Raw genomic sequence first — 26,968 nt, forward strand, 5'->3', positions numbered from 1 at the left:
GAACCCATGGACATCTTCTTGTCGCGACTGTTCGCGGGCACCACGTCCGGGGCGGTGTACGTCCTGATCGCACTGTGCCTGGTGATGGTCTTCCGCAGCTCGTCGACCATCAACTTCGCCCAGGGCGAGTTCGCGCTCTTCACGTCGTACGTCACCTGGTGGCTGGCGGGCAAGGGCGTCAACATCTGGGTGGCCGTCGTCCCGGCCATCCTGATCGGCTTCCTGATGGGAGCGCTGGCCGAGCGCTGGCTGGTCCGCCCCGTGCGCAAGCGGGACGAGACGGCGGTGCTCATCGTCGGACTGGCCCTGTTCACCGGCCTCAACGGGCTGAGCGGCTGGATCTGGGGATCGGACGAGAAGCCGTTCCCGCGGATGCTGCCGTCGGGTGAGGACACCTACCTCGAGATCGCCGGCGCCCGCCTGCACTACGACACGATCCTCATCGTCGCGATCATGGCCGCGGTCGTCGCCGGGCTGACGCTGTTCTTCAACAAGACGAGCATCGGCCTGCAGATGCGCGCGGTGGCCACCAACCCCGACTCCGCTGCCCTGTGCGGCGTCCGGGTCGGACGGGTCCTCACGCTCTCGTGGGGCATGTCGGCCGCGGTCGGCGCACTGGCGGGACCGCTGCTCGTCCCGCTCGTCCCGCCGGGGCAGCTCGGCCTCTCGTCGATGTTCCCGGTCCTGATCTTCGCGACCGCCGCGGCCCTCCTGGGAGGGCTCGACAGCATCAAGGGCGCCGTCGTCGGCGGCCTGGCGCTGGGCATCGGGCTCGCCATGGTCAACGGCTACGTCACGTTCCTCGGCGGCTCGATGTCGCTGACCTCGGCCCTCGTCGTCATCGTCGCCGTGCTGCTGGTGAAGCCCACCGGCCTCTTCGGCGCCCGTCGTCTGGAGCGGGTATGAAACTCCCTGTCATCGTCGAGCGCGGCACCACGTCGTACCGCGCGATCCTCCTCGCCGTCGTGTTCGTCGGTGTCGTCGCCGCCCTGTGGGGCAGCGGTCTCGAGCCGTTCGAGCAGGGTCAGGTCACCCGGTTCATGATCTACGCCGTCGCCATCGCGGGGCTCAACGTCGCGACGGGGTACGTCGGTCTGCTCTCGGTGGGTCACTCGGCCTTCCTCGGCATGGGCGCCTTCACGACCGGCATCCTCGTCGTGCACCAGGGCTGGGAGCCGTGGGCGACCATCCCCGCGGCGTTCGGTGTCTGCCTGGTCGCCGGCCTGCTGGTCGGCCTGCCCGCGCTGCGCATCAAGGGGCTCTACCTCGCGATGGTCACGCTGGCGTTCGCCGTCGCGTTCCCCGAGCTGGTGGCGCGCTTCGACGGGCTCACCGGCGGATCGAGCGGCATGAACATCCCGCGGCTGTCGATGCGTCCGCCGGAGTGGTCGGGCTTCACGCTCGGCGAGAAGGACCAGTGGCTCTACTGGCTCGGCGTCGTCGTGCTCGCCCTGACGCTCTACGCGACGCACTGCCTGACCCGCAGCCGCTACGGCCTGGCGATGGCGGCGGTGCGCGAGAACGAGATCGCCGCGTCGTCGTCCGGCATCAACATCGCGGTCGTCAAGACGCTGATGTTCGGCCTCTCCGGCGGCATCACCGGTGCCGCGGGTGCGCTGTTCGCGATCTACATGGGCACGCTGTTCGCCGAGGGGTCGTTCACCCTGATGGCCGGCATCACGCTGCTCATCGGCCTCGTCATCGGTGGCGAGCGGACCATCTTCGGGCCGCTCATCGGCGCCGCGTGCGTCGTCTACATCCCGTACTACACCTCGTCGATCGGGCAGGGCCAGGGCTCCGCGGTGCTCTTCGCCGTGATCCTCCTGCTGGTCATCTTCCTCGCCCCCTCGGGCATCGCCGGCGCGCTCGGGTCGCTGGTCAACAAGTTCGTCGTGGTGCGCGCGGCTCGGCCGCGCACCGCGCCGCCGGCCCCCTCCGGGCCGGTCGCCTCCTCCGCAGAACCCGAGCGCGGATCCGTCCTCGCTCCATGAACACCGGAAACCAGAAAGGCAGTGCAATGACCGCACTCAAGCGATCCCGAGCCCGCTCCCTCGCGGCCGCCTCGGGCCTGGCCCTCTGCCTCGCGCTCACCGCGTGCAACAGCGCCGCGAGCGACGATGACGGCAGCAGCTCGGCCGGAGGCGTCAACCTCGACGACTGCCCGGACCCGGCTGCGGTCAAGAAGGAGATCAAGGACCAGATCACCCTCGGCTACAGCGCGCCCCTCTCCGGGCCGGTCGCCGGTGTCGTCGAGGTCTCCTCGCGGGGCTTCAAGGCCCGCATCGAGGCCGCGAACGCCGCGGGTGGCATCGACGGCGTCCCGATCAAGATCGAGTACCTGGACGACGCGTTCTCGCCGGACAAGGCGAAGGCCAACGTCACCCAGTTCATCGAGAAGATGGACGTCGACATCCTCAACACCTTCGGTGCCGGTCAGGTCGGCGCGATGGCCGACGACCAGAACGCCGCCTGCGTGCCGCTGCTCTACCCGAGCTCGAGCGACCCGAAGTACCTCGACATGAAGAACTACCCGTGGACGGTGCAGTTCCTCCCGTCGGCCGCCGCGGAGACCTCGGTCCTCGTGCACCTGATCCAGGAGAAGGTGCCGGACGCCGTCGTCGGTGTCGCCGAGAACGAGACCGCCAGCGGCAAGGCCCAGAGCGAGGCCTTCCAGGAGGCCGCCAAGGAGGCCGGTCTCGACATCAAGCTCGTCACCTCCGACACCGACCCCAACGCGGCGGCGACCGCGCTCAAGGAGGCCGGCGCCACGGTCGTCTACCACGCCGGCGTGGTCGGCACCTGCGGTGCGTTCGACACCGCCCGCGGCCGGATCGGCTACGAGCCCGAGCTCGTCGTCGCGGCCAGCAACTGCGCCAACGCGGCGGAGTACCTCGCCTCCGGTGACGCTGCCGACGGCGTCACGATCCTGCGCTACTACAAGGACCCGGCCGACCCGGCGCTCAAGGACGACGCCGCGGTCAAGGAGTACCTCGCCGCCCTCGGCGACGCCGACGACCCGTCGAACTCGATCACCGTCGCCGGCTGGCTCCAGGCCGACCTGCTGGTCAACACGCTGCAGCAGGCCGCCGACTCCGACGCCGGCCTGAGCCAGCTCGGCATCATCGAGGCCGCCCGCGACCAGGACTACGCCGCGCCGATCCTGATCAACGGCATCAACTGGGTCAGCGCCGCCGACCGGCCCGCCGGCGTGAACGGCTTCGAGCCGATCTCGTGGAGCACGGCCGAGAAGCGCTTCGTCTCCGCCGGGGACGTCGTCCCCACCAAGTGAGGCCCTGACCTCATCCCACCCCCACGAGAAGGGCCCCGCTGCCGATCGGCAGCGGGGCCCTTCCCACTCCGCGAAGTGCGGGGGTTGCTGGTGCGAAGTACGAGTCGTGCTCGGATCTCGGTCCAGCAACCCCCGTACTTCGTGCCGGCAACCGGCGTGCTTCGTGGAGCTAGGGGAGCAGGTCGACCGCGCGGTGGTCGCCCAGGCCGGCGGCGAGGCGCTGCAGGTGGAAGCCGGTGTCCCCCCACAGGTGCTCGATGACCTCGAGCCGCGCGGTGAAGTAGCCGATGCCGTGCTCGTCGGTGACGCCGATCCCGCCGTGCAGCTGGATCGCCTCCTGGCCGATGAGCCGCCCGGCGCGCCCGGTCTGGACCTTGATCCGCGAGGCCACGGCGGGGTCGACGACGCCCTCGGTGAGGCAGGCGGTGCCGTAGAGCACGGTGCTGCGGGCGAGCTCGAGCGCGACGTACGCGTCGGCGGCGCGGTGGGTCAGCGCCTGGAACGACGCGAGCGGTACGCCGAACTGGCGCCGGGTCCGCAGGTAGTCGACCGTCCGGTCGAGCGCCTCCTCCATCGCGCCGAGCGCCTCGGCGCCGTACGCCGTGACGGCGCGGACGCTCGCCTCGACGAGCAGCGCGGCGGCCTGGTCCGGCCCGGCCAGCAGCGCGGCGGGCGTGCGGTCGAGGTCGATCCGCGCCGTCGGGGAGCGGTCGTGCGAGGCGTAGGTGTGGATCGCGGCGTCGCTCGGGGCGACGACGAACAGGGCCAGGCCCTCGGGGCCGGTCGCGGAGACGACGAGGTGGTCGGCGGCGCCGCCGTGCGGCACTGGCTCCTTGGTGCCGGTGAGCCGCCAGGTCGTCCCGTCGGCGTCGGTATCGGGCTCGGCGTGGACGCCGGCGCCGGGCTTCCAGCGGCGGCCGGGCTCGTCGTGCGCGAGGACGACGAGTCCGTCGAGCCGGGGGGCGAGGTGGCCGCCGATCACCCCCTCGACGTACGGCGTCCGGGCGCCGGCGCGACCGAGCGCGCGGGCGACGACGGAGACGTCGGCGAAGGTGCCGCCCGCGCCGCCGTGCTCCTCGGGGAGGTCGAGCCCGAGCAGGCCCATCTCGGCGAGGCCGGCCCACGGGTCGGTGGTGGCGGCGGTGGTGGCGAGCATGCGGGCGACGGCGTCGCCGAGGTCGGTCTGCTCGGGGGAGAGGGTCAGGTCCATGTCAGAGTCCCAGCACGTTCGAGGCGATGATCGTGCGCTGGATCTCGTTGGCTCCGCCGTAGATCGAGACCTTGCGCAGGTTGAGGTACTGCAGCGCGGAGCGGCGCTCCCAGGCGGCCGCGCCGGTGCGTTCGGCGAGGTCGCCGGTGGCGACGGAGCCGGGCCCGGCGAGGTCCATGACCAGCTCGGACACCTGCTGCTGCAGGTGCGTCCCGTGCAGCTTGAGCACCGAGGACGCCGGCTGCGGGCGCCCGTCGCTCGACCCGGCGGCCACGCGCAGCGCGGTCAGCTCGAGCGCGGCGAGCGAGGTCTCCGCCTCCGCGATCCGTACGGCGAGCAGCGGGTCGTCGACGAGCCGGCTGCCGTCGTCCTGGCGGGCGAGCGCGTGCTCCTTGGCCAGGGCCAGGCGGAGCTTGGTCGCGCCGATCTGGGCCACGTTGACCCGCTCGTTGCCGAGCAGGAACTTCGCGTAGGACCAGCCCTCGTTGGGGGTGCCGACGAGCTGGTCGGCCGGCACCCGTACGTCGTCGAAGAACACCTCGTTGACCTCGGCCTCGCCGTCGATCATCCGGATCGGCCGCACGGTGATGCCCGGCGTCGCGAGGTCGACGAGCAGGAACGAGATGCCCTGCTGGCGCTTGGGGGCGTCCGGGTCGGTGCGGACCAGGCAGAAGATCCAGTCCGCCCAGTGCGCGAGGCTGGTCCACGTCTTCTGGCCGTTGACGACGTACTCGTCGCCGTCGCGGATCGCGGTCGTGCGCAGCGCAGCGAGGTCCGAGCCGGCGTCGGGCTCGGAGAAGCCCTGGCACCAGAACATGTCCAGTGCCGCGGTGGGCGGCAGGAAGCGCCGCTTCTGCTCCTCCGTGCCGAAGGCCGCGATGACCGGACCGACGAGCCCGGTGTTGGAGCTCAGCGGCGGGAAGACCGCGGCGCGGTGCATCTCCTCGGCCCACAGGTGGTGCTGCAGCGGGGTCCAGTCGCGGCCGCCCCAGGCGACCGGCCAGTCCGGGACGGCGAGGCCGGCCCGGTGCAGGATCCGGTGCGTCTCGACGATCACGTCACGGTCGAGCGGGGCGCCGTGCGCCACCGGCTCGCGGAGCTCCCAGGGCACCTGGGTCTCGAAGAACTCGCGCATCTCCTCGCGGAAGGCGGCGAGCTCGGGGGTCAGGGCAAGCCTCATGGTGCCATTGAAGCGGCTCGTCGAGTCACTGTCTACCACATAGTGAAGCGGCGGCATGGCGTGACAACGGCGAGTTTTCGGGCGCCTCTTCCTTGATGTCGCTGTTGTAGTTAGCATGCCGCTATGAGCAACCCGAGCACGCATGCGGCGCGCCATCCCGACAAGCCCGCGGTGATCCTGGCCGAGACCGGCGCCACGCTCACCTACGCCGAGCTCGACCGGGAGTCGATGCAGCTCGCGCAGGCCTTCCGTGCGGCCGGGCTGCGGCCCGGCGACCACGTCGCCTCGGCGGTCGCCAACCACCTGCGCAACCCGGTCGCCTACTGGGCCGCGATGCGCGCGGGGCTCTACTACACGCCGATCAACACCTACCTGACCGACGCCGAGGCCCGCTTCATCGTCGAGAACTGCGGCGCCCGGGCGGTCGTCGTCGACGGTCGCCTCGACGTGCTCGCCGCCGGACTGGCCGACCTCGACCTGCCGCTGCGGATCAGCCTCGACGTCGCCCTGCCCGGCTTCGAAGAGCTGGCCACCGTCCTCGCGCGCCACCCCGCCGAGCCGGTCGACGAGGACGTCCTCGGCGCCTCGATGGTCTACAGCTCCGGCAGCACCGGCCGGCCCAAGGGGATCAAGCGCCCACTCGCGCCGCGCACCTACGCCGAGGGCAACGTCCCCCTGCTCGAGTTCGCCCGCACGGCGTACGACGTCGGGACCGGCACCATCAACCTCAGCCCGGCCCCGCTCTACCACGCCGCGCCGAACTCGTTCGCGAGCGCGGTGCTCGGCCTGGGCGGCACGCTCGTGCTGATGGAGCGCTTCGACGCGTCGGCCTTCCTCGCCGCGATCGAGCGCTACGCGGCGACGCACGCGCTCGTCGTACCGACGATGTTCGTGCGGTTGCTGCGCCTGCCCGAGGCCGAGCGCGCGGCGGCCGACCTGTCGTCGCTGAGGTTCGCGATGCACGGCGCCAGCCCGTGCCCGGTGCCGGTGAAGCGGTCGATGATCGACTGGTGGGGCCCGGTGATCATGGAGTACTACGCCGGCAGCGAGGACAACGGCTCCACCGTGATCACCTCGCAGGAGTGGCTCGCCCACCCCGGCTCGGTCGGTCGGGCCTTCGGCAACGCCGTCATCCACATCTGCGGTCCCGACGGGACGGAGCTGCCGACCGGTCAGGACGGGGTCGTCTACTTCGAGACCCCGGGCGGGCTGCCGGCGTTCGAGTACCACGGTGAGCCGGACAAGACCGACTCCACCCGGCATCCCGTGCACCGCGACTGGAGCACGCTCGGGGACGTCGGTCATCTCGACGCCGACGGCTACCTCTACCTGACCGACCGCACCGACTACATGATCATCTCCGGCGGCGTGAACATCTCGCCGCAGGAGATCGAGGACGTCATCTCCGCGCACCCGGCGGTGCTCGACGTCGCCGTGTTCGGCGTACCGAACGAGGAGTTCGGCGAGGAGGTCAAGGCGGTCGTCGAGCTCGACCCGGCCGCCGCCGGACCGGACGAGGCGTCGATCGCCGAGGAGATCCGCGCCTTCGTGCGCGACCGGCTCGCCCGGCACAAGGTGCCCCGCACCGTCGACGTCATCGACGTGATGCCCCGCTCACCCGCCGGAAAGCTCTACAAGCGCCAGCTGCGCGACCGCTACCTGAAGGAGACCGCCACCCATGGCTGACCAGCGCACCGCCGTCGTCACCGGAGCCGCCCGCGGCATCGGCCGCGCGATCGCCGAACGCCTCGCCGCCGACGGCCTCGCCGTCGCGCTCGTCGACCTCGACGAAGGGGCCTGCGGGGTCGCCGTCGCCGCCATCCGTACGGCGGGCGGCCGGGCGATCGCCGTCGGCGCCGACGTGGCCGACCCGGACGCCGTCACCGCCGCCGTCGCGCGGGTCACCGCCGAGCTCGGCGCCCCCACGGTGCTGGTCAACAACGCCGGCATCATCCGCGACAACCTGCTCCACAAGATGTCGCTCGACGACTGGGAGGCCGTCATGGGGGTGCACCTGCGGGGCGCCTTCCTGATGACCCAGGCGTGCCTGCCGGCCATGCGCGAGGCGGGCTCGGGCCGCGTGGTGAACATGTCGAGCGGCTCGGCCCTCGGCAACCGCGGCCAGGCCAACTACTCCTCGGCCAAGGCCGGTCTCCAGGGCCTGACCAAGACGCTCGCGATCGAGCTCGGCCCCTCGGGGGTCACGGTCAACGCGATCGCGCCCGGCTTCATCCAGACCGAGATGACCGTCGCCACCGCCGAGCGGATGGGCTTCGCGTTCGACGACTTCGTCGCCAAGTACGCCGACCAGATCCCGGTCCGCCGGGTCGGGCAGCCCGAGGACGTGGCGCACGCGACGTCGTACCTGGTGAGCGAGGGGGCGGGCTACGTCTCCGGCCAGGTCCTCTACGTGGCCGGGGGTCCGCTGGGATGACCCGCCTCTCGCCCGACGACGTCGTCGTCGTCGCGACGGCACGGACGCCGATCGGCCGCGCCCACAAGGGATCCCTGCGCGACGCCCGTCCCGACGACCTCGGCGGCTTCGTGGTCCGCGCGCTGCTCGACCAGCTCCCCGGGCTCGACCCGGCCGAGGTCGACGACGTCGTCATCGGCTGCGCGGTGCCCGAGGGCCAGCAGGGCTTCGGGATCGGCCGCGCGGTGGGTCTGCTCGCCGGCCTGCCGGAGTCGGTGCCCGGCCTGACCGTGAGCCGCGCCTGCGCGTCGTCCCTCCAGGCGATCCGCTCCGCCGCGCACTCCATTGCCGCCGGCGAGGCGGACGTCGTCGTGGCCGGCGGCGTCGAGAGCGTCTCGAAGGTCTCCGTCCCCCTCGGGTACGACGAGCTCAACCCCCGCCTCGCCGACCCCGCCGCCGACGGCTTCGTCACCGACCTCTTCGCCTCGATGCTCCAGACGGCCGAGAACGTCGCGGCCCGCCACGCCATCACCCGCCGGCGGATGGACGAGCTCGCGACGCTCTCGCAGGCCCGGGCGGCCACCGCGCGCGCCGACGGCTTCTTCGCGGCCGAGATCACGCCGTACCCGGGCGCGGACGGGACCCTCGTCACCGAGGACGACTGCCCCCGCCCCGGCACCACGGTCGAGTCGCTCGCCGCCCTCGCCCCCGTCCTCGGCCCCGACGCCACCGTCACCGCCGGCAACTCCTGCCCCCTCAACGACGGCGCCGCCGCCGTCGCCGTCATGTCCGCCCGCCGCGCCGCCTCGCTCGGCCTGGCACCTCTCGCCCGGATCGTCGCGTCGACGGTGACCGGGCTCGAGCCGTCGTACATGGGGGTGGGGCCGGTCGCCGCCGTCGAGAAGCTCCTCGCCACCACCGGCCACACCATCGGCGACATCGACATCGTCGAGCTCAACGAGGCGTTCGCCGCCCAGGTCCTCGCCGTCGTCGACGCCCTCGGCATCGACATCGACCGCCAGCTCAACCCGTTCGGTGGGGCGATCGCGCTCGGTCACCCGTTCGGGATGACGGGGGCGCGGATCATGACGACGCTGCTGCACGGGTTGCGGGAGCGGGACCAGGAGCTCGGAATCGAGACGATGTGCATCGGTGGGGGGATGGGGATGGCGATGCTGGTGCAGCGCCTCTGAGCTCGAGGCGACGTTTTGCGCACGGGACCCCCGAGAGGCTGGACCGTGGCTGACGGCTCGCTGATCGTGGGGGGGATGAGGTCGCCGATCCCCTTGCTCGTCGCGGTCCTGGCCGCCACCGCGGCGGTGAGCGTGCCGGCCGGGCCGGCGCGGGCGGAGAACCCCGCGTGCCCGAGCAGCTTCGCACCGGCAATCGTCCACGTCCTCGGCGATCATGTGCGCGCCAAGGTGTGCTTCCGGGCGGCGACCGACAACTGGCGGTTCCAGGACACCTACAGCGACGGCCATGGCGCCCTCTTCCAGCCGCCGTCGAACGACCTGTCGCGCCGGCTGTGGCTCGAGGACGCCGACGGCGCCAACAACGGCTGGCGTGCCCACAACTCCGCCTACGCCCGGGGCGGCATCACCGCAGGGGTCTGCACGATGGACTTCGGGACGGGGGTGAACCATGGCTGCACCACAGCGACGATCACGACGTGATCCGGCCGTGCACCCGCGTCGGATCCCCTGGCTGGTCGCGCCGCTCGCGGTCGGGTCGCTGGTCGGCGTCGCCTCCGCCGTCCATGCGGAGAACCCGGCCTGCGACCCGGGCTTCTCGCCGTCGTCGTCCACGTGGCTGGTGGGAGCGAGGCCTTCCGGGCCAAGGCCTGCTTTCGCGAGTCGACCGACAACTGGGAGTTCCAGGACACCCACGCCGACGGCTGGAGCGCCGCCTTCAGCTATCCCGACAACGCGTTGAGCAGACAGCTCCGGGCTTGGGACAGCGATGGCGCGGGCAACGGCTGGAACAAGCTGAACATGGAGTACCCCGAGGGTCGGCGCATGACGATCTCGCTGTGCTCCCACGATCGCGATGCGGGGGTGTCTCATGGCTGTACGGCGCGTTCGCCGATCGTGTCCTAGCGAGCGGCGGCCGATGCGGACCGCTCTCCTCGCCGGCGTCGTGGCCGCGGGTCTCGCTGCGGCCGGCTGCGGTGGCGCCGACCGGACCGCGTCCGATCCGGCGGCCGAGAACGGTGCCCTCCTCTCCGGGGCACCGTTCGCCGATGTCTCCGAGATCGTCCTCCCGCTCGACGACTACCTGCTGAACGGTGCCGAGCTGCGTGCCGTCGCCAGAGCTCGCACCGGTCTCGTCGACGAGTGCGTCCTCCGCTTCACACAGGAGTCCTACGTGGAGGTCGCGGTCGGCGTGACGCCGGCGTTCTCGCCGTACCGCTTCGGGTTGGTGGGTACGACGAGCGCCGCGCGCTGGGGTTACCACGACCCCGACGACGAGCTGAGCGAGAGCTTCGCCCGCGCCCACCCGGTGCGCACGCCTCCCGGTACGCCGACCGCGGCCCACCTGCTCGACGGCAGGCTCCCGATCGGTTCGGAGCGCCCCCTGGACCCCGGCGGCAAGACCCTGCCCAAGGACGGCTGCGTCGGCGACGCCGAGGCGTTCCTCGGGGGCCCGGTGGCCGAGTCCGGCTTCGTGTCCCGAGCGGTCACCGAGATCGAGGAGGCCGAGCGCACCGACCCGCGGGTCCAGGACGCGATCTCGGACTGGGTGGCGTGCATGACGGACACCGGCCACGACTACGCCAACCCGCTCGACCCCGTCGTCGAGCTCGGTGGCGCTGCCGCGATCACCCCGGAGGAGCGCGCGGTGGCGATCGCCGACGCGGCGTGCCGCGCCTCGACCTCGTACGTCGAGCGTCGCGTCGCCATCCTCGCCGAGCTGCAGGAGCGCTCGCTCGCGGCCGACCAAGGCCGCTGGGACGCCTATCGAGCGGATCAGCAGGATCGGCTGCACAAGGCGCGCGGCTACCTGGACCTCGTCGCCGCGAGTGGCGAGGCGGAGGAAGCAGCGTCCTGAGGCTCAGCCCCCGGCGGCCCGCAACCGGTGCTCGGACTCCAGCCACGGCTTGACCCACGTCATGTCCTCGGGCCGCAGCACCTCGCCGCACGCCGAGCAGGTCTCGGCCTGCGTGGTCTCGTGCCCGCAGGTCTCGTGCCGCAGCGTCATGTGCGCGCCGCCGTCGGGCTCGGCGGTGTGCCGCTCCCCCCAGATGGCCAGGTGCTGGAGCAGGGGGAGGAGGTCGGCGGCGGCCTCGGTGGCGACGTACTTGCGGCGGGTGCGGCCGCCGCGCTCGTAGTCGACGGTCGTGAGCAGGCCGGCCTCGCGCATGGTGCGCAGCCGGCGGCTGAGGACGGCCTCGGAGATGCCGAGGTTGTCGCGCAGCTGCTCGAAGCGGCCGGCGCCGTGGAGGACGTCGCGCACGATGAGCAGGATCCACGGGTCGCCGAGGACGTCGAGCGAACGGCGGACCGGGCAGAGCTCGGTCGACCAGTCGGAGCGCAGCGCCATGCGTGCTAGCGTACCCGCCGTGACTTCGCTCAAGAAAGTCAGCCGCCTGCACCCGGCGTGGGCGGTGGCGGCGGTGGTGTTCCTCGCGTTGATCGGGGCGGCCGGGTTCCGGGCCGCGCCGGGGGCGCTGATGGTGCCGCTGCACGACGAGTTCGGGTGGTCGACGAGCGTCATGTCGCTCGCGGTCAGCATCAACCTGCTGCTGTTCGGGCTCACCGCGCCGTTCGCGGCCGCCCTCATGGACCGCTTCGGCGTACGCCGGGTGGTCGCCGCCGCGCTCACCCTCGTCGCCCTCGGGTCCGGCGGCAGCGTGCTGATGACCGCGTCGTGGCAGCTGCTGGTGTGCTGGGGAGTCCTGATCGGCCTGGGCACCGGATCGATGGCGCTGGTGCTCGCGGCGACGATCGCGAACCGCTGGTTCGAGCACCGCCGTGGCCTGGTGATGGGTGTGCTGACCGCAGGCTCGGCGACCGGGCAGCTGGTCTTCCTGCCGGTGGTCGCGAGCCTGGCCGAGCACACCGGCTGGCGCGCCGCGTCGCTGGTGATCGCGGCGGCGGCGCTGGCCGTCGTACCGGTGGTGTGGTGGGTGGTCCGCGACTACCCCGAGGACCGCGGCGCCACCCCCTACGGCGCCGCCCCCGGTTGGACGCCCCCGTCGCGCGTCGCCGGCGGCGCGACCCGGCGCGCCCTCGAGGGCCTCACGTACGCCGCGCGCCACCGCGCCTTCTGGGCGCTCGCGATCGCCTTCGCCATCTGCGGCGCGACCACCAACGGGCTCATCGGCATCCACTTCATCCCGTCCGCCCACGACCACGGCATGTCCAGCACCACGGCCGCCGCGCTGCTCGCCGCGGTCGGGGTCTTCGACATCGTCGGCACGATCGCGTCGGGCTGGCTCACCGACAAGTTCGACCCACGGATCCTGCTGCTGGCCTACTACACCTTCCGCGGCCTCGGCCTGCTCCTGCTGCCGTCCCTGCTGGCCTCGACCGTGCACCCGAGCATGGTGCTGTTCATCGTGATCTACGGCCTCGACTGGGTCGCGACCGTGCCGCCGACGGCCACGCTGTGCCGGGAGATCTTCGGCGAGCGCGGGACCATCGTCTTCGGCTGGGTCTTCGCCGCGCACCAGCTCGGCGCGGCCGTCGCGGCGCTGGGGGCGGGCGTGATCCGGGACAGCCTCGGCAGCTACACCTACGCGTGGTGGGCGGGGGCGGCGCTGTGCGCGGTCGCGGCGGTGCTGTCGGTCGTCGTACGGCCTCGGGGGCGGGGGGTGGACGCGGCGCTCGTGCGGGACGAGAGGATCGCCACGTGACGATCCGCGACGCCGCCTACCCCGAGGGTGCCTACGTCAACGAGGAGACGGCGCCGGCGAGCCCGGGCCGGATCGCCGGGCTGGGGGAGTGACCGGCTACCTGGTGCCCCTGTTCCTCGTCGCGGCCTTGGCCGGAGGCCTCCTCGCCTGGGTCAATGAGCTCGTCGAGGACGGCAAGGCGCCGCGGCCGGTGGTGCTGCTGCTCGTCGCGGGGCTCGTCATCGCCGCCCGCCGCGACGAGCTGCTGGAGAAGGCGAAGCAGAGGGTCCGGAGGAACGGGCCACCCGCCTAGCCCCTCACGGCAGCCTGACGGGAGCCTCACGGCAGGAGCGTGCGCCCCTGCCACGTCCCGTGCTCCGACAACGGCCGGAATCTCATGAAAGCCGACTCGTGGTGGAACTCGCGCCGGCGCTGCTCGGCCATCGCCACCGCGTGGGTTGGGGCCTCGGCGACCGACGGGTCGCGGCCGTGGACCATCGAGGTCATGTCGCGGACGGTGCGCCAGATGGAGAACGTCGAGAAGGTGCGCGGGGGGCGCATCGCGGCGGTGGCGAAGGTGGTGCCGGGGTGGCCGGCGACGAGGCGTTCGACGGGCTTGCCCCAGTGCAGGAAGCGGGGAGCTCGGGGAGCCGGAGGCGGGCCAGGGTGACGGCGACGGCGGGCTCGTCGGGGTCCCAGTCGCCGGCGCGCTGGGGGAGGGGGCCGAGGGCGGCGACGTGGCCGAAGCGGCGCAGGTACTGCAGGCGCACGTGCCAGCCGTCGGCGAGGCGGCGGCCGAGCGGGTCGCGGTCGAGGTAGCGGTCGAGGGCGTCGGGGTCGTCCCAGGTGGCGAAGACGGCGAGGCGGCGTACCTGGAAGCGCTCGAGCGAGACGGTGGGGGCGCCGAGGCGCATCATCGCGAGGCACTCCGCGTGCCGCAGCCCCGGTACGGCGGCCGGCGGGCGCACCAGGGCCCGTCCCGACACCGCCGGGGGCAGCTCGGCGAGGTGGAAGGAGTGCAGCACCCGGTCATTGAACCAGGCGTCTGGATCGACGTTTTGCGCACACCTCGGCCGGTTCCACCGCCGCCGACGGGGCCGCGTCGTTGCGCAGGTCACACCCGGATCGAGGAGTGAGCCATGCAGAAGAGTCGTGCCGGCGCAGTGGGCGCCCTGGTCCTGGTCGCCGCGACGGTGACCACCGCGACGGTGACCACCTCGACGGTGACCACCTCGACGGTGACCACCGCGACGGCGGCGGGTACGCCGTCCTCGGCCTACGGGCTGGGAGCGAGCGGGCTGATCCCGCTCGACCCGCTGCCCGAGGTGGTCTCGCGCGACGGGGCGCGGGTCTCCGACGCGCTGGCCGAGGTGCCCGGCAACCCGCTGCTGACGGCGTCCGCGCTGGCGGTCAGCGCCGAGAACGGGCGGGCGACCTCGGGGGTGGTCGACCTCGCGGTGGGCGGCGGTGTGCTGGAGCAGCTGCCGGTCGACCTCGGCGAGCAGCTCGCGCCGGTCTGCGACCAGCTCGGTCAGGTCGACCTCGACGAGGTCACCGACAGCCTCGGCAAGTTCGTGGTCGACCCGTTGCAGGACGCGCTCAACGAGGGGACCGCCGACTCCCCGATCGACCTGAGCGCGATCACCTCGCTCGACTTCTCCCGGCTGGTCCCCGGTGACCTGAGCGGGCTGTGCGCGGCGCTCGACGGCGGTGCGCTGGTCGCCGCCGACGCGGTCGAGGCCTCCTGCACCGGCTCCGGCGGTGGGGTCGAGATCGTCAACCTGCGGGCGCTGGGCCTGCCGATCGAGATCGACACGAGCCGGGCCGGTACGGCGGTCGAGGTCCCCGGCGTCATCAAGGTGACGGTCAACCGGCAGACCCAGCGCGCCGACGGAACGTTCTCCGTCGACGCGCTGGTCATCGACCTCTTCGGTCAGCAGGAGGTCGTGGTCGCCTCGGCCACCTGCGGCCGGGTGACGTCCGACCGGGTGCCCGGCGAGGGCGACCGGGCGCCGGCGCCCGTCCCGGTCCACGGGAGCCTGCCGGTCACCGGTTGACCGGGACCAGCTCGCCCGACGTCGACGTCCAGGTCGTCGGCGGGACCTCGGGCGTGGCCGGGGCGCCCGGTCCACCCCGCCCAGTACGACGGCGCGGCCAGGCCCGCTCGCCCAGCAGCACGAGCACCGCCGGCAGCACGACCAACCGGATGAGGGTGGCGTCGATGAGGATGGCGGCCGCCAGGCCGACGCCCATCATCTTCATCTCCATCATCGACAGCGTCGCGAAGATCGCGAACACCGAGACCATGACCGCCGCGGCGCTGGTGATCACGCCGGCGGTGTCGGCGATGCCGCGGTGCACGGCCTCGCGGGCGGGCATGCCCCGGTCGACGAGCTCACGGATCCGGCTGAGCACGAAGACGTGGTAGTCCATCGACAGCCCGACCAGGACGACGAGCACGAAGATCGGGATCCAGTCGATGACGAAGCCGGGGCTGGTGAAGTCGAGCAGGCTCTCGCCCACGCCGTGCTGGAACACCAGCGACAGCAGCCCGAACGCCACCCCGACCGACGCCAGGTTGAGCACCGTCGAGACCAGGCCCAGCAGCACGCTGCGGAACGCCAGCACCATCATCACCATGGTCAGCAGGAGCACGATCCCGAGCAGCAGCGGCATCCGGTCGCCCTGCCGGTTCGCGTGGTCGAGCGAGGACGCCGCGTCGCCGCCGACCGCCCACGAGACGTCCGGGCCGAGGTCGTCGAGGGCGGCCGGGGCGAGCCGGTCGCGGAGCCGCTCGATCGCGTCGGCGGCCCGGTCGTCGGACTCGTCGAAGGGCAGCGCCAGGTCGATCACCGACGTCTCGCCGTCGGCCGAGGTGCGCACCTGGGCGCCGTCCACCGCGAAGTGGTCGTCCTTGCCGGCCGCAGCCGCGAGGGCGTCGAGCCCGCGGGTCGCCGCGGCCTCGTCGACGCCGGTGACGACGACCTGGGCGTAGGTGCCCTCCGCCGGGAAGGCCTTCGTGATGTGGCGCAGCGTCTGCACGGCCGGGATGTCGTGCGGCAGCGTCTCGGCGCTGGCCTGGTGGGTCTTCATGCTCAGCGCCGGTACGGCGAGCGCGCCGATCACCAGCCCGGACACGACGAGCGCCGCCACCGGGTGCCGTACGACGGGCCCGAGCAGCCGGCCGCTGATGGTGCCGGTGCGCACCCGGCGGGTGAGCCGCCACAGCAGCGGGACGCGCGGCCGGTCGACCCAGCGGCCGAGCTTGACCAGCAGCGCCGGGAGCACGGTGATCGAGCCGAGGACGGCGACCGCGACGACCAGGATCGCGCCGGTGGCCAGGGAGTTGAAGGTGACGTCGGTGAGCACGAACAGCGCCGCCAGCGAGGCGATCACCGCGCCGCCGGAGACGAGGATCGCGTGCCCCGAGGTCTCGGCGGCGATGGTCACCGCGTCGAGCGTGGAGCGCCCGGAGGCCCGTTCCTGGCGCTCGCGCTTGAGGTAGAACAGCGAGTAGTCGACGCCCACGGCCATGCCGATGAGCACGATCATCGAGTACACCGTCGGCTCGGCCGGCACGAGGTACGAGATGGGCGCGGTGATGCCGATGGTCGCGGCCACGCTGGTCGCGGCGAGCAGCACCGGCAGTCCGGCGGCGATGAGGGCGCCGAAGGCCAGGAGCATCAGCACCAGGGTGATCGGGAGGCTGACGATCTCCGCGGACTGCAGGTCCTCGCCCACGCGCTCGTCGATCGCGTCGCCGATGGTGACGTCGCCGGCCTGCTCGACCCGCAGGTCCGGGTGCTCCTCCTGGACGGCGGCGGTCGCGTCGAGCAGCGGCGCCGCGTCGATCTCGTCGGAGGTCAGCGCGACGGGGACGAGCAGCGCCGTCCCGTCCGCGCTCGATACGGCGTCCCCGACCCCGGCGACGCCGTCGAGGCCCGCCATCCGGTCGGCCACGTCGGCCGCGGCGGCGCGCGCCTGGGCGTTGTCGAGGTCGCCCGCGCGGGCACTGATGACGACGTTCTCGGTGGGCGGGGCGTCGAGGTCGGCCTGCTCCATCAGGGTCGCGGCGCGGCCGGACTCGCCGAGCCGGTAGTCGGCGTCGGTGACCTCGTGGGTGGACACGGTGGCCGACAGGCCGACCGCGATGACGACGAACGCCAGCCAGGCGCCGATCGCCCGCCACGGATGGGTGGCGCTCCAGCGGGCGGCCCGGGTGGGCAGCCCGCTCAAGGGGATGCGTGACATGGAAGCTCCTCGGGGGGTGAAGGACGTGCTCACCAGGCTGTCGTCGCGAGCGCCCGCGGTCAGGGGTGGAGCGACCCGACCCGCAGTGGTGCCTGCACCCCTGCGCGGGCGGGCCGCGACCGGGGAGAATCGGGGGGTGAGCAACCGGTTCCCCGAGCACGACCTCGACGCCCGCGCCGGACGTCTGGAGACGACGGGGTACGCCGCGCTGCACGTCCTGCTGTTCGCCCCCGTCGTGGCCACCTTCGTCCTGGTGGTGGTGAGCGCCGCCCTCGTCGCGGTGTGGGTGGGCGTGGCCCTGCTCATGCTGTTCTTCCCGCTGATGCGGGCGCTGGTGCAGGCGCACCGCTGGATGGCGGGCCGGATCCTCGGGGCGCCGACCACGGCGCCGTACCTGCCGCTGCCGGGTGGGCTGCTCGGCAACCTGCGCACCCAGGCGGCCGACCCGATGACCTGGCGCGACCTGTTCTGGATGCTGTGGGCGATGACCTTCGGGTTCGCGGTCTCGCTGCTCGCGCTGCTGCTCTTCCTGTGCGTGGTCACCCTCCCCATCTGGTGGTACGGCGTCGGCCCGCTCATGCGCGCCCGGGCCTGCGTCGACCGGGCCCTGCTCACGGTCGGGCGCACCGAGCACCTGGAGCAGCGGGTCGAGGCGCTGACCCGCTCCCGGGCGGTCGTGGTCGACCACTCCGCCGCCGAGCTGCGCCGGATCGAGCGGGACCTGCACGACGGTCCGCAGGCGCGGCTGGCCGCGGTGTCGCTCAGCCTGGGCCTGGCCGACGACCTCTTCGAGACCGATCCGGAGGCCGCGCGCCGGCTGCTCAACGACGCCCGCGGGACCTCGTCCACGGCGCTGGGCGAGCTGCGCGACGTGGTCCGCGGGATCCACCCGCCGGTGCTGGCCGACCGCGGCCTGGCCGGTGCCGTCTCCGCGCTGGCGATCGACATGGCGCTGCCGGTCGAGCTCGCGCTCGACGTACCGGACCGGTTGCCGGCGCCGGTGGAGTCGGCGGTCTACTTCACCGTCGCCGAGTGCCTGGCCAACACCGCCAAGCACGCCGGCGCCGACCAGTCGTGGGTGAGCCTGAGCCATGCCGACGGCGTGCTGCGCGGCGAGGTGGGCGACGACGGACGCGGTGGTGCGGACCCGCGACGGGGGTCCGGGCTTCCGGGGATCGCCGCGCGTCTGGCAGCCTTCGACGGCACCCTGACGGTCTCGAGCCCGCCGGGTGGCCCGACCGTCGTGAGCTGGGAGGTTCCGTGCGCATCGTCCTCGCCGAAGACCACGCCCTCCTGAGGGCGGGCCTGACCCAGCTGCTCGAGGCCAAGGGCTTCGAGGTGCTGGCCGCGGTCGACAACCTCGCCGACCTGGAGCAGGCGCTGGCCGACCCGGCCGCGGACGCCGCCGTGGTCGACGTCCGGATGCCGCCGACGTTCACCGACGAGGGTCTGCGCGCGGCGATCGCCGCGCGTGGGCAGCGGCCGGGCTTCCCGGTGCTGGTGCTCTCGCAGTACGTCGAGCAGCTCTACGCCCGCGAGCTGCTGGCCTCGGGCGAGGGCGCGGTCGGCTACCTGCTCAAGGACCGCGTCGCGGATGTCGGCGAGTTCGTCGACGCGCTGCACCGGGTGGCCGACGGCGGCACGGTGCTCGACCCGTCGGTGGTCGCCGCGGTCCTGGAGCGGCGCAAGGACACCCCGGTCGACCGGCTCACCGAGCGTGAGCGCGAGGTGCTCGCGCTGATGGCCGAGGGCCGGGCCAACGCCGGCATCGCCCAGGCGCTCGTGGTCACCGAGAAGGCCGTGGCCAAGCACATCAACAGCATCTTCGCCAAGCTCGACCTGCCTACCGACACCGACGACCACCGGCGGGTGCGTGCGGTGCTGGAGTGGCTGCGGTTCTGAGGGGCTGAGCCGCTAGCGGGCGAGCTCGTCGACGAGGAGCCGGGCGGTCTCGGGGTCGACCGGCAGCGCCTCGGTCCAGGCCCGGCAGCTGCCGCCGCTGGGGGAGAGCGCCAGCCGGCGGTCCACCTCGTCCGCGGCGTCGGCCAGGCGCCGGTGCAGCCCCTCGTCGCGGCGCGCGAGCGCGACCAGGCGGCGCGGGTGGACCTCGGACGGCTGGGGGCACTCGGGCATCCCGGCCCGCAGCACCTCGGCGGCCGAGGCCCGGCGCAGCGCCGCCTCGAGCCCGCCGAAGGCGTCGTCGACGTCGCCGCGCACGGTGGGCAGCTCGACCACGACGAGGGCGTGGGTGCGGGCGATGTCGGTGTCGACCAGCCAGCCGCCGCCCGCGGCGCGGTAGAGGCCGGCCACCTCGGACTGGAGGTGCTGGATGCTCCCGAGCCCGGTGACCGGGTCGGCGCAGGTGAGGCTGTTGTAGTGCCGCTCGACGGCCTCGCCCCAGCCCAGGGCCGCGTGGCGCACCAGGGCGGGCGCGGCCGCCGCGCTGTCGGCGGCGAGGCAGGTGTCGTCGAGCGCGTCGAGGCAGACGCCGAGCCCGGCGCCGGCCACGGCGTACGCCGCGCCGAAGGCGGACGCCGCACCGGCCTGGCCGGTCCCGTGGATCAGCGCGTCGGTGAGCGCGCGGGCAGCCGGCGCGGCGTGGTTCACGGTCCCTCCGAGGCGGTCGGGGAAATGGGTCGGGCGCCCTCCCTCCAGGCGCCCGACACCTCTCGGACACCGCAGCGGCGCGCTGCTTATGCGACTGGGGGAGACTGGTTCTCCGGCCGATGTGCAGAAAGTCACGTGCACTGCCGTAAGGAAGCGCGGGCTGAGGTGTCCAGAGGTTGGCGGCACTGTGTGCCGCGCCCCCTGATGAGAAGGAAGTCCCGTGCCCCCGTGGTCCGTCCGCCCAGACCTGATAGTCCTTTGGGACCAGTCGGGATGTCTGGCGCCCCTCCGAGTCGTTGGACCGGCATGACCGCTCATCTGGTCGACCCGGTCCAGGACGGCGACCCCGTCCTGCTGAGTCGTGTCCGCGCCGGTGATCCCGACGCCTATGCCCAGCTCTTCCGTCGTCACCGCGCGTCCGCGACGGCCTTCGCCGGCCGCCTCGCCGGACCCAGCCACGCCGACGACCTCGTCGCCGAGGCCTTCGCCAAGGTGTACGACGCGCTCCAGCGCGACCTCGGCCCGACGGTCTCGTTCCGCTCCTACCTGCTGACCGCGATCCGGAGCATCTGGAGCAACACCGTGCGCACCGAGCGCCGCTACGACCTGGTCGAGGACTACGAGTCGCTCCCGCCGAGCGAGGCGCTGACGCTCACCGACGACCCCGACGGCCGCTTCGACAACCACGCGGTCGGCGAGGCCTTCCGCGGTCTCCCGGAGCGCTGGCAGGCGGTGCTCTGGTACACCGCCGTCGAGGGGCTGCCCCAGAACGAGGTCGCGCTCTACCTCGGCATCAAGCCCAACGCCGTCGCCGCGCTCGCCTTCCGCGCCCGCGAGGGACTGCGCCAGGCCTACCTGTCGGCCCACCTCAACGGCGCCGCCGCGACCGCCACGCCGGACTGCCCGACCTGGCTGCCGCTGCTGCCCGCCTATGCGCGCGGCTCGGTCGACAAGCGCAAGCGGCCCGGCCTCGAGGCGCACCTCGACGGCTGCCTGGCCTGCACCACCGCGCTGGCCGACCTCAGCGACGTCAACAACCGCCTCGGCGCGCTCCTGGTGCCGATCGTGCTCGGCACCGGTGTGCTCGGGCTGCCCGGCATCTCCGGGCTCTGGGCGGGACTGGCCGGGCTCACCGGCGCGACCGCGACCGCGGCGGGCGCCTCGGTGGCCTCCGGCGCGAGTGCCGGCGCGGGCGCCGCGGGGCTGGGCAAGCTCGCCGGGGTGGGCCGCAACGGCCTGATGACGACGGTCGCCGCGACCGTCGCCGCCGGCGTCGTGGGGGCCGCGATCGCCGTACCGATGCTGGTGGGGAGCTCCGACGACGCCCCGGCTGCCGACGGCCGGATCAGCGCGACGGCGTCCGCCGAGCCGAGCGAGGCGAGTGCCACCACGCCGGCCCGGACACCCTCGGCGCGGCCCTCGCCGACCCAGCGACCGGTCCCGCCGCCGGTGGAGTCGACCTCGACGGGCTCGACGGTGATCCCGGTCGAGCCGGAGCAGTCGCCGACCTCGAAGCCCAGCCGTGAGCCCAGCTCGACCCGCCCGCAGCCGACGCCCACGCCGACGCCCACGCCCACGCCGACCCCCACGCCGACGCCGACCCCGACCCCGACGGTCCCGGTGTTCTCCGACGACATCGGTCTCGGTACGCCGAGCGCCGTGCCGTCGGGCTCGCTCGGCGTCTCCTACGTCGAGGTCACGCTCCCCGTGGTCAACGTGCGTCCCGAGGCGACGATGACCGTGGTGCTCGATCAGCTCGTGCTCTACCCGGTCCTGATGAGCAACGACTGGCAGTGCAGCGCGGCGTTCACCGGCGTGAGCGAGACGACCGTGACGTGTCGCTGGACCGGTACCGAGACCGCGGCGGCCGCGCTGGTCCTCGGGCTGCTCGTCCCGACGCCGATGCAGGTCGACGCGACGATCACGCAGGCGCCGGGCACGACGGACCCCGCGCCGGGCAACAACGCCGCCTCGATCGTCCTGGAGCCGACCCCCGTCGCCGGCCCGTGACGCCGGGCTGGCTGTTCGACCAGCTGGCGCGGATCGAGGTGGAGCTCCTCGACGAGCCGCACATCCTGGTCTGCACCGACGGTGTGACGGGGACGACGACGTACCTCGGCCCGTTCGCCAACGCCTACCTCGCGATCGCCGGCATGGAGGAGTGCGAGCGCGCTCAGGACCTGTGCTGCACGATGGCGCCGCTGTTCCCCGCGACCTGAGCAAATTCCGGGTGAATCGGCCGCGCCCGGGTGAGGGAGCGCCTAGGGTGCCGCGATGGGTTGGAAGGACATCGCCAAGCTCGGCCGGGACTGGGCCGAGGCGAAGAAGACCGAGCTGCTGACCACCGACAACCAGCGTCGGGAGCAGGCGCGCGGCGACCTCGAGGACGTCGAGCGCGCCTCGCAGGCCGAGGCGGTGACGTCCTTCCTCGAGAACGCGCTGCCCGAGGAGTGGTCGCGCCGGGTCACCGCCGCCCGTCCCGAGAACGTCGCCGCCCGCGAGGAGGCCGCCGCGGCCGCCGCGGAGGCGGAGCGGCGCGAGCGGCTCGCGCTCCAGGCGACCGGTCAGGTGCGCCTGAGCATCTCCGGCGGTGAGCAGGGCGAGCTCGACCTGACGCTGCCGGTCAGCGTCGAGGAGCGCGACGGCGGTGCGCCGTACGACGACGGCCCGCCGCCGCTGGACTGGCTCGTCGTCCGGGTCGAGTCCACCGAGCCCGTCGGCTTCGGGTCGACGACCCTCAACGAGCTCTCGCTCGCGGTGCCGGCCTACGCCGGGCCCGGTCGCTACGACCTGGTCGACCTCATGCGCCGCGGTGAGGCGGGCGAGATCGGCTGGTGGGAGGTGCTCGACAGCTATCTCGCGCGCGACGCCGAGGCCGACGACTGCACCTGGTACCCCGACCTGTCCGGGGCGCCGGGCGAGGCGTGGGTCGAGGTCGGCGACGGCGGCATCACGCTCGACCTGCCGATGCAGTCCGCCGTCTGTGCGATCCGGCTGCGCGGGAGCGTGCGCTGGGAGGTTCAGCCGGCGAGCTGATCGAGCTCGGTCTCCCAGGGGGTGCCGGCCGCCTCGAGCAGCCGGTCGGCCGCGCGGCGTACCGCAGGGATCCGGCTGGGCCGCGCGATGACCAGCCGCAGCGCGAGGACCGCGACGTCGTCGGGCATCGAGCGCTCGCGCTGCGCCCCGGACCAGCGCACGGCCTGGTTGATCGTGGCGTCGAGCATCTCGGTGACCACGTGCGCGCGGGTGTCGGCGAACTCGCCGTCCGCGATCCCCCGCTCGATCACCGCGCGGGAGTGGGCCATCGCGGCGTGGTACGCCGCGTGCCAGCGCGCGAACTCCGGCTCGTCGATGAGGGCGCTGAGGTAGAGCCCGCGCAGGTCGTAGGCACTCGTCATCTCGACCAGGATCTCGCGGCGCACCGTCTGGTAGAGCTCGACCGCGGCCGGTGTCCCGTCGGGGACCTCGCGCACCCCCTGGAGGCCGGGTGAGCGCGCGTAGTCGTAGGCGTAGAGCGCCTGCGCGATGTCGTGCTTGGTCGCGAAGTGGTGGAACAGCGACGGTTGCCGGACCCCCACCGCCTCGGCGATCTCGCGGGTCGACGTCCCGTGGAAGCCCTTGATCGCGAACAGGCGCGCGGCCTCGCGCAGGATCTGCTCGGGGGTGACCTTCGCGCGTGCCATGGCCGCAGTCTATCGAACGATAGACAAACCGCCCGGCGGACCCTACAGTGACGCCACTGTCTATCGATCGATAGACAAATGCGGTACGAGAATGTTCCTGAGGGAGACGCCATGCAACCCACCACCGCTCCGCCTGCCGAGACCGGCGGCGCCCTGCGCACCGACGCCGTGAGTGCCCGGCACCTGGTGTTCTTCGTGGTGTCGGCGGCGGCGCCGCTGACCGTGATGGCCGGGTTCGCGCCGCTCGCGTTCCTGGTCGGCGGGCAGAGCGCGCCGGTCGGCTACCTCGCCGCGGGCCTCGTGTACGCGCTCTTCGCGGTCGGCTTCTGCGCGATGTCCCGCCACGTCAGCAACGCGGGCGCCTTCTACGCCTACGTCACCCGCGGGCTCGGCCGGGTCGTCGGCTCCGGCTCGGCCCTCGTCGCGTACGCCGCCTACACCCTCGGCGAGATCGGCTTCTGCGCCGCCGCGGGCCTCTTCGCCTCGACCACCCTCGACGACCTGGCCGGCATCGACCTGCCCTGGGGCGTGTGCGCCGTCGTCCTCGGCATCGTGGTCTCGGTCGTCGCCTACTGCCGCGTCGACGTCGGAGCCCGGGTGCTCGCGTGCCTGCTCGTCGGCGAGATCGGCCTGCTGGTGGCGCTCGCCGTCGCGATCCTCGTCAAGGGGACGCCCGAGGGCCTGAGCCTCTCCGGTTTCGACCCCGGCACCTGGGACGCCAGCGCGCTCGGCTCGCTCTTCGTCATCACCTTCGTCGTCTACATCGGCTTCGAGCAGACCGCGGTCTATGCCGAGGAGGCCCGCGACCCGCGCCGGACCGTGACCCGCGCGACGTACCTCGCGGTCGGGATCCTCGCGGTGACCTACACCTTCGTGTCGTGGGTGCTGCTCATGGCGATCGGCCCGGGCGCGCTCGGCGCCGCGCTCGCGGGCGACCCGTCGCAGCTGGTGTTCGCGGTCAACCAGGGCTATCTCGGCACCTTCATGACCGACGTCATGCAGGTCCTCATCGTCACCAGCTTCGTCGCCGGCGTGCTCGCGCTGCACAACGCCGGTGCCCGCTACCTGTTCGCGCTCGGTCGCGAGGGACTCCTGCCCCGCACCCTCGGTACGACGGGCCGTGCCAGCGGCAGCCCCTCGCACGCGGTGATCGTCCAGTCGGTCCTGGTCGTCGTCGCGCTCGCCGGGTTCGGCCTGTCCAGCCTCGACCCCTACACGCAGGTGGTCATCTGGACCAACACCCCCACCTTGGTGGGCGTGCTGTTCCTGCAGATCCTCACCTCCATCGCGGTGATCGCGTTCTTCGCCCGCAACCGCACCGACGAGGGGGTCTGGCAGCGACTGGTCGCCCCGGCCCTGGCGGCCGTCGTCCTGGCGGGCGTGCTCTTCCTCGTCTGCAGCAAGATGGGCCTGCTCACCGGGCTCGACGCCCGCGACAACCTGCTCATCAACCTGCCGCTCGCCGTCGCCTTCGTGGTCGGCCTGGTCCGCGGGGCGGTGGCCGCGCGATGAGCACCGCCCGCTACGCCTGGTCCATCCCCGGCTTCCCGGTCGAGAAGCCCGGCGCCGACCCGACCGCGCCCGAGATCTGGTGCTACGCCGACCGGTTCTCCTACCTGCCCGGCGACGAGGTCGGGCTCAGCGTGCACACCACCGCGCCGACGTACGACGTGCGGGTGGTGCGCGACGGAGCCGACCCCGTCGAGGTCTGGTCGGCCCGCGACCAGCCCGGCGTCGCGCACCCCACGCCCGACGACGCCTACGCGGTCGGCTGCGGCTGGCCGGTCGCGCTGCGGATCCCGGTCGATCCCACCTGGGACAGCGGCTTCTACCTCGTCGTGGTCGGGGTCGAGGCCGACGGCCGGCGCCACGAGCGCGAGGGCTTCTTCGTCGTCCGGGCGCCGGAGCCGCGCGCCGAGCTGGCGCTCGTGCTCACCACCGGCACGCTGACCGCCTACAACGACTGGGGCGGCGCCAACCACTACCGCGGGCTGGGCGACGACCCCTACGCCGACATCCCCGCACCCGTGCTGTCGAACCGTCGGCCGGTCGCCCGCGGCATGCTGCGGCTGCCCGACGGCGCGCCCCGCAACGCCAACCCGGCGACGCCCGGACCGGGCTACCGGCCGCGGCACCCGACGTACGAGTGGGCGATCACGCACGGCTACACCCGGCACCACAGCGACGCCTTCTGGGCGACGTACGAGCGGCCGTTCGTGGGGTGGGCCGAGCGCCAGGGCTACCGCTTCGACTACCTGACCCAGCAGGACCTGCACGACGACCCCACGGCGCTCGACGGCTACCGCGGGGCGGTCCTCGTCGGGCACGACGAGTACTGGACGTGGGAGATGCGCGATGTCGTCGACCGCTTCGTCGACGGCGGCGGGGGTCTGGCCCGGTTCGCCGGCAACTACGTGTGGCAGGTCCGGCTCGACGACGAGCAGCGGCAGACCTGCTACAAGGACCCGCGCCTGGACCCGATGATGGCGACCGACCCGACCCGCGTCACCACGACCTGGGACGCGCCGTTCATCGACCGGCCCGGCACCGCGACGATGGGCCTGACCGGGCTCGGCGGCGCCTACGCCCGCTACGGCGCGACCACCCCGCGCAGCAGCGGCGGCTACACCGTCTACCGCCCCGAGCACTGGGCGCTCGCCGGCACCGACCTCTACTACGGCGACGTGTTCGGGGCCGCGCCCGTGTGCGTCGCGGCGTTCGAGGTCGACGGCGTCGACTACACCTTCCGCCACGGCCTGCCCTACGCGACCGGCGCCGACGGCGCGCCCGAGGACCTGACCATCGTCGCGCTCGCGCCCGCCGTCCTCGGCGAGACCGATCGGTGGGACGGCGAGGTGCCCATCGGCGCCCCCCTGGCGGAGATGCACGACCTGCTCGGCGCCGTGTGGGGCGACGACGTCCCCGAGCGCTTCGCCAGCGGGTACGGCGCCGGCATGGTCGCCACCTTCCCCCGCGGCGCCGGCGAGGTCTTCAACGCCGGCACCACCGAGTGGGTCAGCGGACTGATCCACCACGACCCGTTCACCGAGCAGATCACCCACAACGTGCTGCGCCGCTTCGGCGCCGCCGCCCACCTCGACCACCCCGTCCCGGAGGAGTCCGCATGAGCACCCCGACGCCCACCCCCACCGTCGCCGACCTCCGCACCATCGCCGTCGGCACCGGCCACCCCGTCGTACCGGACTGGGAGCCGGGCACCGCCTCGCCCGACTGGCAGGAGACCGAGTGGCGCTCCTTCGGCGCCGACGAGTCCCGGCCGTACGGCGGCGCCTGGACCGGCGAGCCCGGCAGCCTGCGTCTCGACGACTACCCCTACGACGAGGTCTGCGTGATGCTCACCGGCGTCGTCGCGCTCGTCGACGCGGCCGGCGGCCGCCGGGAGTTCCGGGCCGGCGAGGCGTTCTTCGTGCCGCGCGGCTTCAGCGGCACGTGGGAGACGGTCGAGCCCGCGACGAAGGTGTTCGTGGCGCTCCCGTAGAT

General features: G+C 73.1%; 28 protein-coding genes. 20 read left to right on the forward strand and 8 right to left on the reverse strand.

All coding sequences use genetic code 11. The features are described from left to right. Positions 1-6 precede the first annotated feature (6 nt). Genes CCO04_RS00585 through CCO04_RS00595 form a run of 3 tightly spaced genes read left to right on the forward strand, consistent with a single transcriptional unit; the run spans position 7 to position 3,289 of the window. Positions 7-906 (forward strand): branched-chain amino acid ABC transporter permease, encoded by a 900-nt coding sequence (locus tag CCO04_RS00585; RefSeq protein ID WP_215812157.1) that lies wholly within the window; start codon positions 7-9, stop codon positions 904-906. Beyond that, positions 903-1,991, forward strand: a complete 1,089-nt coding sequence (locus CCO04_RS00590; RefSeq protein ID WP_215812158.1) for a branched-chain amino acid ABC transporter permease — start codon at positions 903-905, stop codon at positions 1,989-1,991. Before CCO04_RS00585 ends, CCO04_RS00590 begins: the two co-directional genes overlap by 4 nt. Positions 1,992-2,017: 26 nt before the next feature. Further along, positions 2,018-3,289, forward strand: coding sequence for an ABC transporter substrate-binding protein (locus CCO04_RS00595; RefSeq protein WP_215812159.1), 1,272 nt, complete (start codon positions 2,018-2,020; stop codon positions 3,287-3,289). A 169-nt stretch (positions 3,290-3,458) separates the two neighbouring features. Here CCO04_RS00595 and CCO04_RS00600 read toward each other — a convergent pair whose 3' ends face one another. Together CCO04_RS00600 and CCO04_RS00605 are read right to left on the reverse strand one after the other, a co-directional pair. Then, a complete protein-coding gene (locus tag CCO04_RS00600) occupies positions 3,459-4,499 on the reverse strand; it encodes an acyl-CoA dehydrogenase family protein (RefSeq protein ID WP_215812160.1) in 1,041 nt (346 codons plus the stop codon). A gap of 1 nt (position 4,500) precedes the next feature. Beyond that, the gene (locus CCO04_RS00605; RefSeq protein WP_215812161.1) at positions 4,501-5,679 is read right to left on the reverse strand and encodes an acyl-CoA dehydrogenase family protein; all 1,179 of its coding nucleotides are present in this window, start codon (positions 5,677-5,679) and stop codon (positions 4,501-4,503) included. Positions 5,680-5,802: 123 nt separating this feature from the next. Between CCO04_RS00605 and CCO04_RS00610 the strand changes: the two genes are divergently transcribed. The 6 genes from CCO04_RS00610 (at position 5,803) to CCO04_RS00635 (ending at position 11,140) form a co-directional block, all read left to right on the forward strand. Beyond that, the gene (locus CCO04_RS00610; RefSeq protein ID WP_215812162.1) at positions 5,803-7,365 is read left to right on the forward strand and encodes an acyl-CoA synthetase; all 1,563 of its coding nucleotides are present in this window, start codon (positions 5,803-5,805) and stop codon (positions 7,363-7,365) included. Beyond that, positions 7,358-8,113 carry a 3-oxoacyl-ACP reductase FabG gene (fabG, locus tag CCO04_RS00615; RefSeq protein WP_215812163.1) on the forward strand — a complete coding sequence of 252 codons (756 nt, stop codon included), beginning with the start codon at positions 7,358-7,360 and terminating at the stop codon, positions 8,111-8,113. The genes CCO04_RS00610 and fabG overlap by 8 nt, the downstream gene beginning before the upstream one ends. Beyond that, positions 8,110-9,285 (forward strand): acetyl-CoA C-acyltransferase, encoded by a 1,176-nt coding sequence (locus CCO04_RS00620; RefSeq protein ID WP_215812164.1) that lies wholly within the window; start codon positions 8,110-8,112, stop codon positions 9,283-9,285. The genes fabG and CCO04_RS00620 overlap by 4 nt, the downstream gene beginning before the upstream one ends. Positions 9,286-9,330: 45 nt before the next feature. Next, the gene (locus CCO04_RS00625; protein WP_215812165.1) at positions 9,331-9,765 is read left to right on the forward strand and encodes a hypothetical protein; all 435 of its coding nucleotides are present in this window, start codon (positions 9,331-9,333) and stop codon (positions 9,763-9,765) included. Positions 9,766-9,897: 132 nt separating this feature from the next. Continuing rightward, entirely contained in the window at positions 9,898-10,188 is a 291-nt protein-coding gene (locus tag CCO04_RS00630; RefSeq protein ID WP_215812166.1) for a hypothetical protein, read from the forward strand. Positions 10,189-10,201: 13 nt separating this feature from the next. Then, on the forward strand, positions 10,202-11,140 hold the full coding sequence (locus tag CCO04_RS00635; protein WP_215812167.1) for a hypothetical protein: 939 nt from the start codon (positions 10,202-10,204) through the stop codon (positions 11,138-11,140). 3 nt (positions 11,141-11,143) lie between these two features. On the opposite strand, the gene CCO04_RS00640 is transcribed toward CCO04_RS00635, so the two are convergent. After that, positions 11,144-11,632, reverse strand: a complete 489-nt coding sequence (locus CCO04_RS00640; protein WP_215812168.1) for a helix-turn-helix domain-containing protein — start codon at positions 11,630-11,632, stop codon at positions 11,144-11,146. A 19-nt stretch (positions 11,633-11,651) separates the two neighbouring features. Here CCO04_RS00640 and CCO04_RS00645 point away from each other — a divergent pair, with 19 nt between their 5' ends. Beyond that, positions 11,652-12,947, forward strand: a complete 1,296-nt coding sequence (locus tag CCO04_RS00645; RefSeq protein ID WP_308281094.1) for an MFS transporter — start codon at positions 11,652-11,654, stop codon at positions 12,945-12,947. A gap of 88 nt (positions 12,948-13,035) precedes the next feature. After that, positions 13,036-13,239: a hypothetical protein gene (locus tag CCO04_RS00650; RefSeq protein ID WP_215812170.1), complete on the forward strand. Its 204-nt coding sequence runs from the start codon at positions 13,036-13,038 to the stop codon at positions 13,237-13,239. A gap of 26 nt (positions 13,240-13,265) precedes the next feature. Here CCO04_RS00650 and CCO04_RS28135 read toward each other — a convergent pair whose 3' ends face one another. Beyond that, positions 13,266-13,433, reverse strand: coding sequence for a hypothetical protein (locus CCO04_RS28135; RefSeq protein WP_252372580.1), 168 nt, complete (start codon positions 13,431-13,433; stop codon positions 13,266-13,268). Next, positions 13,430-13,951, reverse strand: coding sequence for a hypothetical protein (locus CCO04_RS00655; protein WP_252372581.1), 522 nt, complete (start codon positions 13,949-13,951; stop codon positions 13,430-13,432). The genes CCO04_RS28135 and CCO04_RS00655 overlap by 4 nt, the downstream gene beginning before the upstream one ends. 114 nt (positions 13,952-14,065) lie before the next feature. On the opposite strand from CCO04_RS00655, the gene CCO04_RS00660 reads away from it, so the two are divergent. Beyond that, positions 14,066-14,983 carry a choice-of-anchor P family protein gene (locus tag CCO04_RS00660; protein WP_215812171.1) on the forward strand — a complete coding sequence of 306 codons (918 nt, stop codon included), beginning with the start codon at positions 14,066-14,068 and terminating at the stop codon, positions 14,981-14,983. On the opposite strand, the gene CCO04_RS00665 is transcribed toward CCO04_RS00660, so the two are convergent. Next, positions 14,973-17,177: an MMPL family transporter gene (locus CCO04_RS00665; RefSeq protein ID WP_215812172.1), complete on the reverse strand. Its 2,205-nt coding sequence runs from the start codon at positions 17,175-17,177 to the stop codon at positions 14,973-14,975. The genes CCO04_RS00660 and CCO04_RS00665 overlap by 11 nt on opposite strands. 136 nt (positions 17,178-17,313) lie before the next feature. Here CCO04_RS00665 and CCO04_RS00670 point away from each other — a divergent pair, with 136 nt between their 5' ends. Next, positions 17,314-18,474 (forward strand): sensor domain-containing protein, encoded by a 1,161-nt coding sequence (locus tag CCO04_RS00670; RefSeq protein WP_308281095.1) that lies wholly within the window; start codon positions 17,314-17,316, stop codon positions 18,472-18,474. After that, a complete protein-coding gene (locus CCO04_RS00675; RefSeq protein WP_215812174.1) occupies positions 18,438-19,079 on the forward strand; it encodes a response regulator transcription factor in 642 nt (213 codons plus the stop codon). The genes CCO04_RS00670 and CCO04_RS00675 overlap by 37 nt, the downstream gene beginning before the upstream one ends. 12 nt (positions 19,080-19,091) lie before the next feature. On the opposite strand, the gene CCO04_RS00680 is transcribed toward CCO04_RS00675, so the two are convergent. Then, positions 19,092-19,784, reverse strand: coding sequence for a hypothetical protein (locus CCO04_RS00680; protein ID WP_215812175.1), 693 nt, complete (start codon positions 19,782-19,784; stop codon positions 19,092-19,094). Between the two features lie 306 nt (positions 19,785-20,090). Here CCO04_RS00680 and CCO04_RS00685 point away from each other — a divergent pair, with 306 nt between their 5' ends. From CCO04_RS00685 to CCO04_RS00695, 3 genes are read left to right on the forward strand one after another with little or no spacing between them, the layout of a single operon-like run. Next, a complete protein-coding gene (locus CCO04_RS00685; protein ID WP_215812176.1) occupies positions 20,091-21,794 on the forward strand; it encodes a sigma-70 family RNA polymerase sigma factor in 1,704 nt (567 codons plus the stop codon). Then, a complete protein-coding gene (locus CCO04_RS00690) occupies positions 21,791-22,003 on the forward strand; it encodes a hypothetical protein (protein ID WP_215812177.1) in 213 nt (70 codons plus the stop codon). The genes CCO04_RS00685 and CCO04_RS00690 overlap by 4 nt, the downstream gene beginning before the upstream one ends. A gap of 55 nt (positions 22,004-22,058) precedes the next feature. Continuing rightward, positions 22,059-22,820, forward strand: coding sequence for a hypothetical protein (locus tag CCO04_RS00695; protein ID WP_215812178.1), 762 nt, complete (start codon positions 22,059-22,061; stop codon positions 22,818-22,820). Here CCO04_RS00695 and CCO04_RS29445 read toward each other — a convergent pair. Next, positions 22,805-23,467, reverse strand: a complete 663-nt coding sequence (locus tag CCO04_RS29445; RefSeq protein ID WP_215812179.1) for a TetR/AcrR family transcriptional regulator — start codon at positions 23,465-23,467, stop codon at positions 22,805-22,807. The genes CCO04_RS00695 and CCO04_RS29445 overlap by 16 nt on opposite strands. A 111-nt stretch (positions 23,468-23,578) precedes the next feature. Here CCO04_RS29445 and CCO04_RS00705 point away from each other — a divergent pair, with 111 nt between their 5' ends. From CCO04_RS00705 to CCO04_RS00715, 3 genes are read left to right on the forward strand one after another with little or no spacing between them, the layout of a single operon-like run. Further along, positions 23,579-24,979, forward strand: a complete 1,401-nt coding sequence (locus CCO04_RS00705) for an APC family permease (protein ID WP_215812180.1) — start codon at positions 23,579-23,581, stop codon at positions 24,977-24,979. Then, a complete protein-coding gene (locus CCO04_RS00710; protein ID WP_215812181.1) occupies positions 24,976-26,595 on the forward strand; it encodes a N,N-dimethylformamidase beta subunit family domain-containing protein in 1,620 nt (539 codons plus the stop codon). The genes CCO04_RS00705 and CCO04_RS00710 overlap by 4 nt, the downstream gene beginning before the upstream one ends. After that, positions 26,592-26,966 carry a cupin domain-containing protein gene (locus CCO04_RS00715; RefSeq protein ID WP_215812182.1) on the forward strand — a complete coding sequence of 125 codons (375 nt, stop codon included), beginning with the start codon at positions 26,592-26,594 and terminating at the stop codon, positions 26,964-26,966. Before CCO04_RS00710 ends, CCO04_RS00715 begins: the two co-directional genes overlap by 4 nt. The last annotated feature ends 2 nt before the right edge of the window (positions 26,967-26,968 follow it).

It is taken from the genome of Pimelobacter sp. 30-1 (genome assembly GCF_018831735.1).
Taxonomy (GTDB): Bacteria; Actinomycetota; Actinomycetes; order Propionibacteriales; family Nocardioidaceae; genus Nocardioides.

Excerpts from the sequence above, each read along its gene's own strand:
- CCO04_RS00585 (WP_215812157.1), top strand. The coding sequence starts at position 7 with ATGGACATCTTCTTGTCGCGACTGTTCGCGGGCACCACGTCCGGGGCG.
- CCO04_RS00590 (WP_215812158.1), top strand. The coding sequence starts at position 903 with ATGAAACTCCCTGTCATCGTCGAGCGCGGCACCACGTCGTACCGCGCG.
- CCO04_RS00595 (WP_215812159.1), top strand. The coding sequence starts at position 2,018 with ATGACCGCACTCAAGCGATCCCGAGCCCGCTCCCTCGCGGCCGCCTCG.
- CCO04_RS00600 (WP_215812160.1), bottom strand. The coding sequence starts at position 4,499 with ATGGACCTGACCCTCTCCCCCGAGCAGACCGACCTCGGCGACGCCGTC.
- CCO04_RS00605 (WP_215812161.1), bottom strand. The coding sequence starts at position 5,679 with ATGAGGCTTGCCCTGACCCCCGAGCTCGCCGCCTTCCGCGAGGAGATG.
- CCO04_RS00610 (WP_215812162.1), top strand. The coding sequence starts at position 5,803 with ATGAGCAACCCGAGCACGCATGCGGCGCGCCATCCCGACAAGCCCGCG.
- fabG (WP_215812163.1), top strand. The coding sequence starts at position 7,358 with ATGGCTGACCAGCGCACCGCCGTCGTCACCGGAGCCGCCCGCGGCATC.
- CCO04_RS00620 (WP_215812164.1), top strand. The coding sequence starts at position 8,110 with ATGACCCGCCTCTCGCCCGACGACGTCGTCGTCGTCGCGACGGCACGG.
- CCO04_RS00635 (WP_215812167.1), top strand. The coding sequence starts at position 10,202 with ATGCGGACCGCTCTCCTCGCCGGCGTCGTGGCCGCGGGTCTCGCTGCG.
- CCO04_RS00640 (WP_215812168.1), bottom strand. The coding sequence starts at position 11,632 with ATGGCGCTGCGCTCCGACTGGTCGACCGAGCTCTGCCCGGTCCGCCGT.
- CCO04_RS28135 (WP_252372580.1), bottom strand. The coding sequence starts at position 13,433 with ATGACCTCGATGGTCCACGGCCGCGACCCGTCGGTCGCCGAGGCCCCA.
- CCO04_RS00660 (WP_215812171.1), top strand. The coding sequence starts at position 14,066 with ATGCAGAAGAGTCGTGCCGGCGCAGTGGGCGCCCTGGTCCTGGTCGCC.
- CCO04_RS00665 (WP_215812172.1), bottom strand. The coding sequence starts at position 17,177 with ATGTCACGCATCCCCTTGAGCGGGCTGCCCACCCGGGCCGCCCGCTGG.
- CCO04_RS00685 (WP_215812176.1), top strand. The coding sequence starts at position 20,091 with ATGACCGCTCATCTGGTCGACCCGGTCCAGGACGGCGACCCCGTCCTG.
- CCO04_RS00695 (WP_215812178.1), top strand. The coding sequence starts at position 22,059 with ATGGGTTGGAAGGACATCGCCAAGCTCGGCCGGGACTGGGCCGAGGCG.
- CCO04_RS29445 (WP_215812179.1), bottom strand. The coding sequence starts at position 23,467 with ATGGCACGCGCGAAGGTCACCCCCGAGCAGATCCTGCGCGAGGCCGCG.
- CCO04_RS00705 (WP_215812180.1), top strand. The coding sequence starts at position 23,579 with ATGCAACCCACCACCGCTCCGCCTGCCGAGACCGGCGGCGCCCTGCGC.
- CCO04_RS00710 (WP_215812181.1), top strand. The coding sequence starts at position 24,976 with ATGAGCACCGCCCGCTACGCCTGGTCCATCCCCGGCTTCCCGGTCGAG.
- CCO04_RS00715 (WP_215812182.1), top strand. The coding sequence starts at position 26,592 with ATGAGCACCCCGACGCCCACCCCCACCGTCGCCGACCTCCGCACCATC.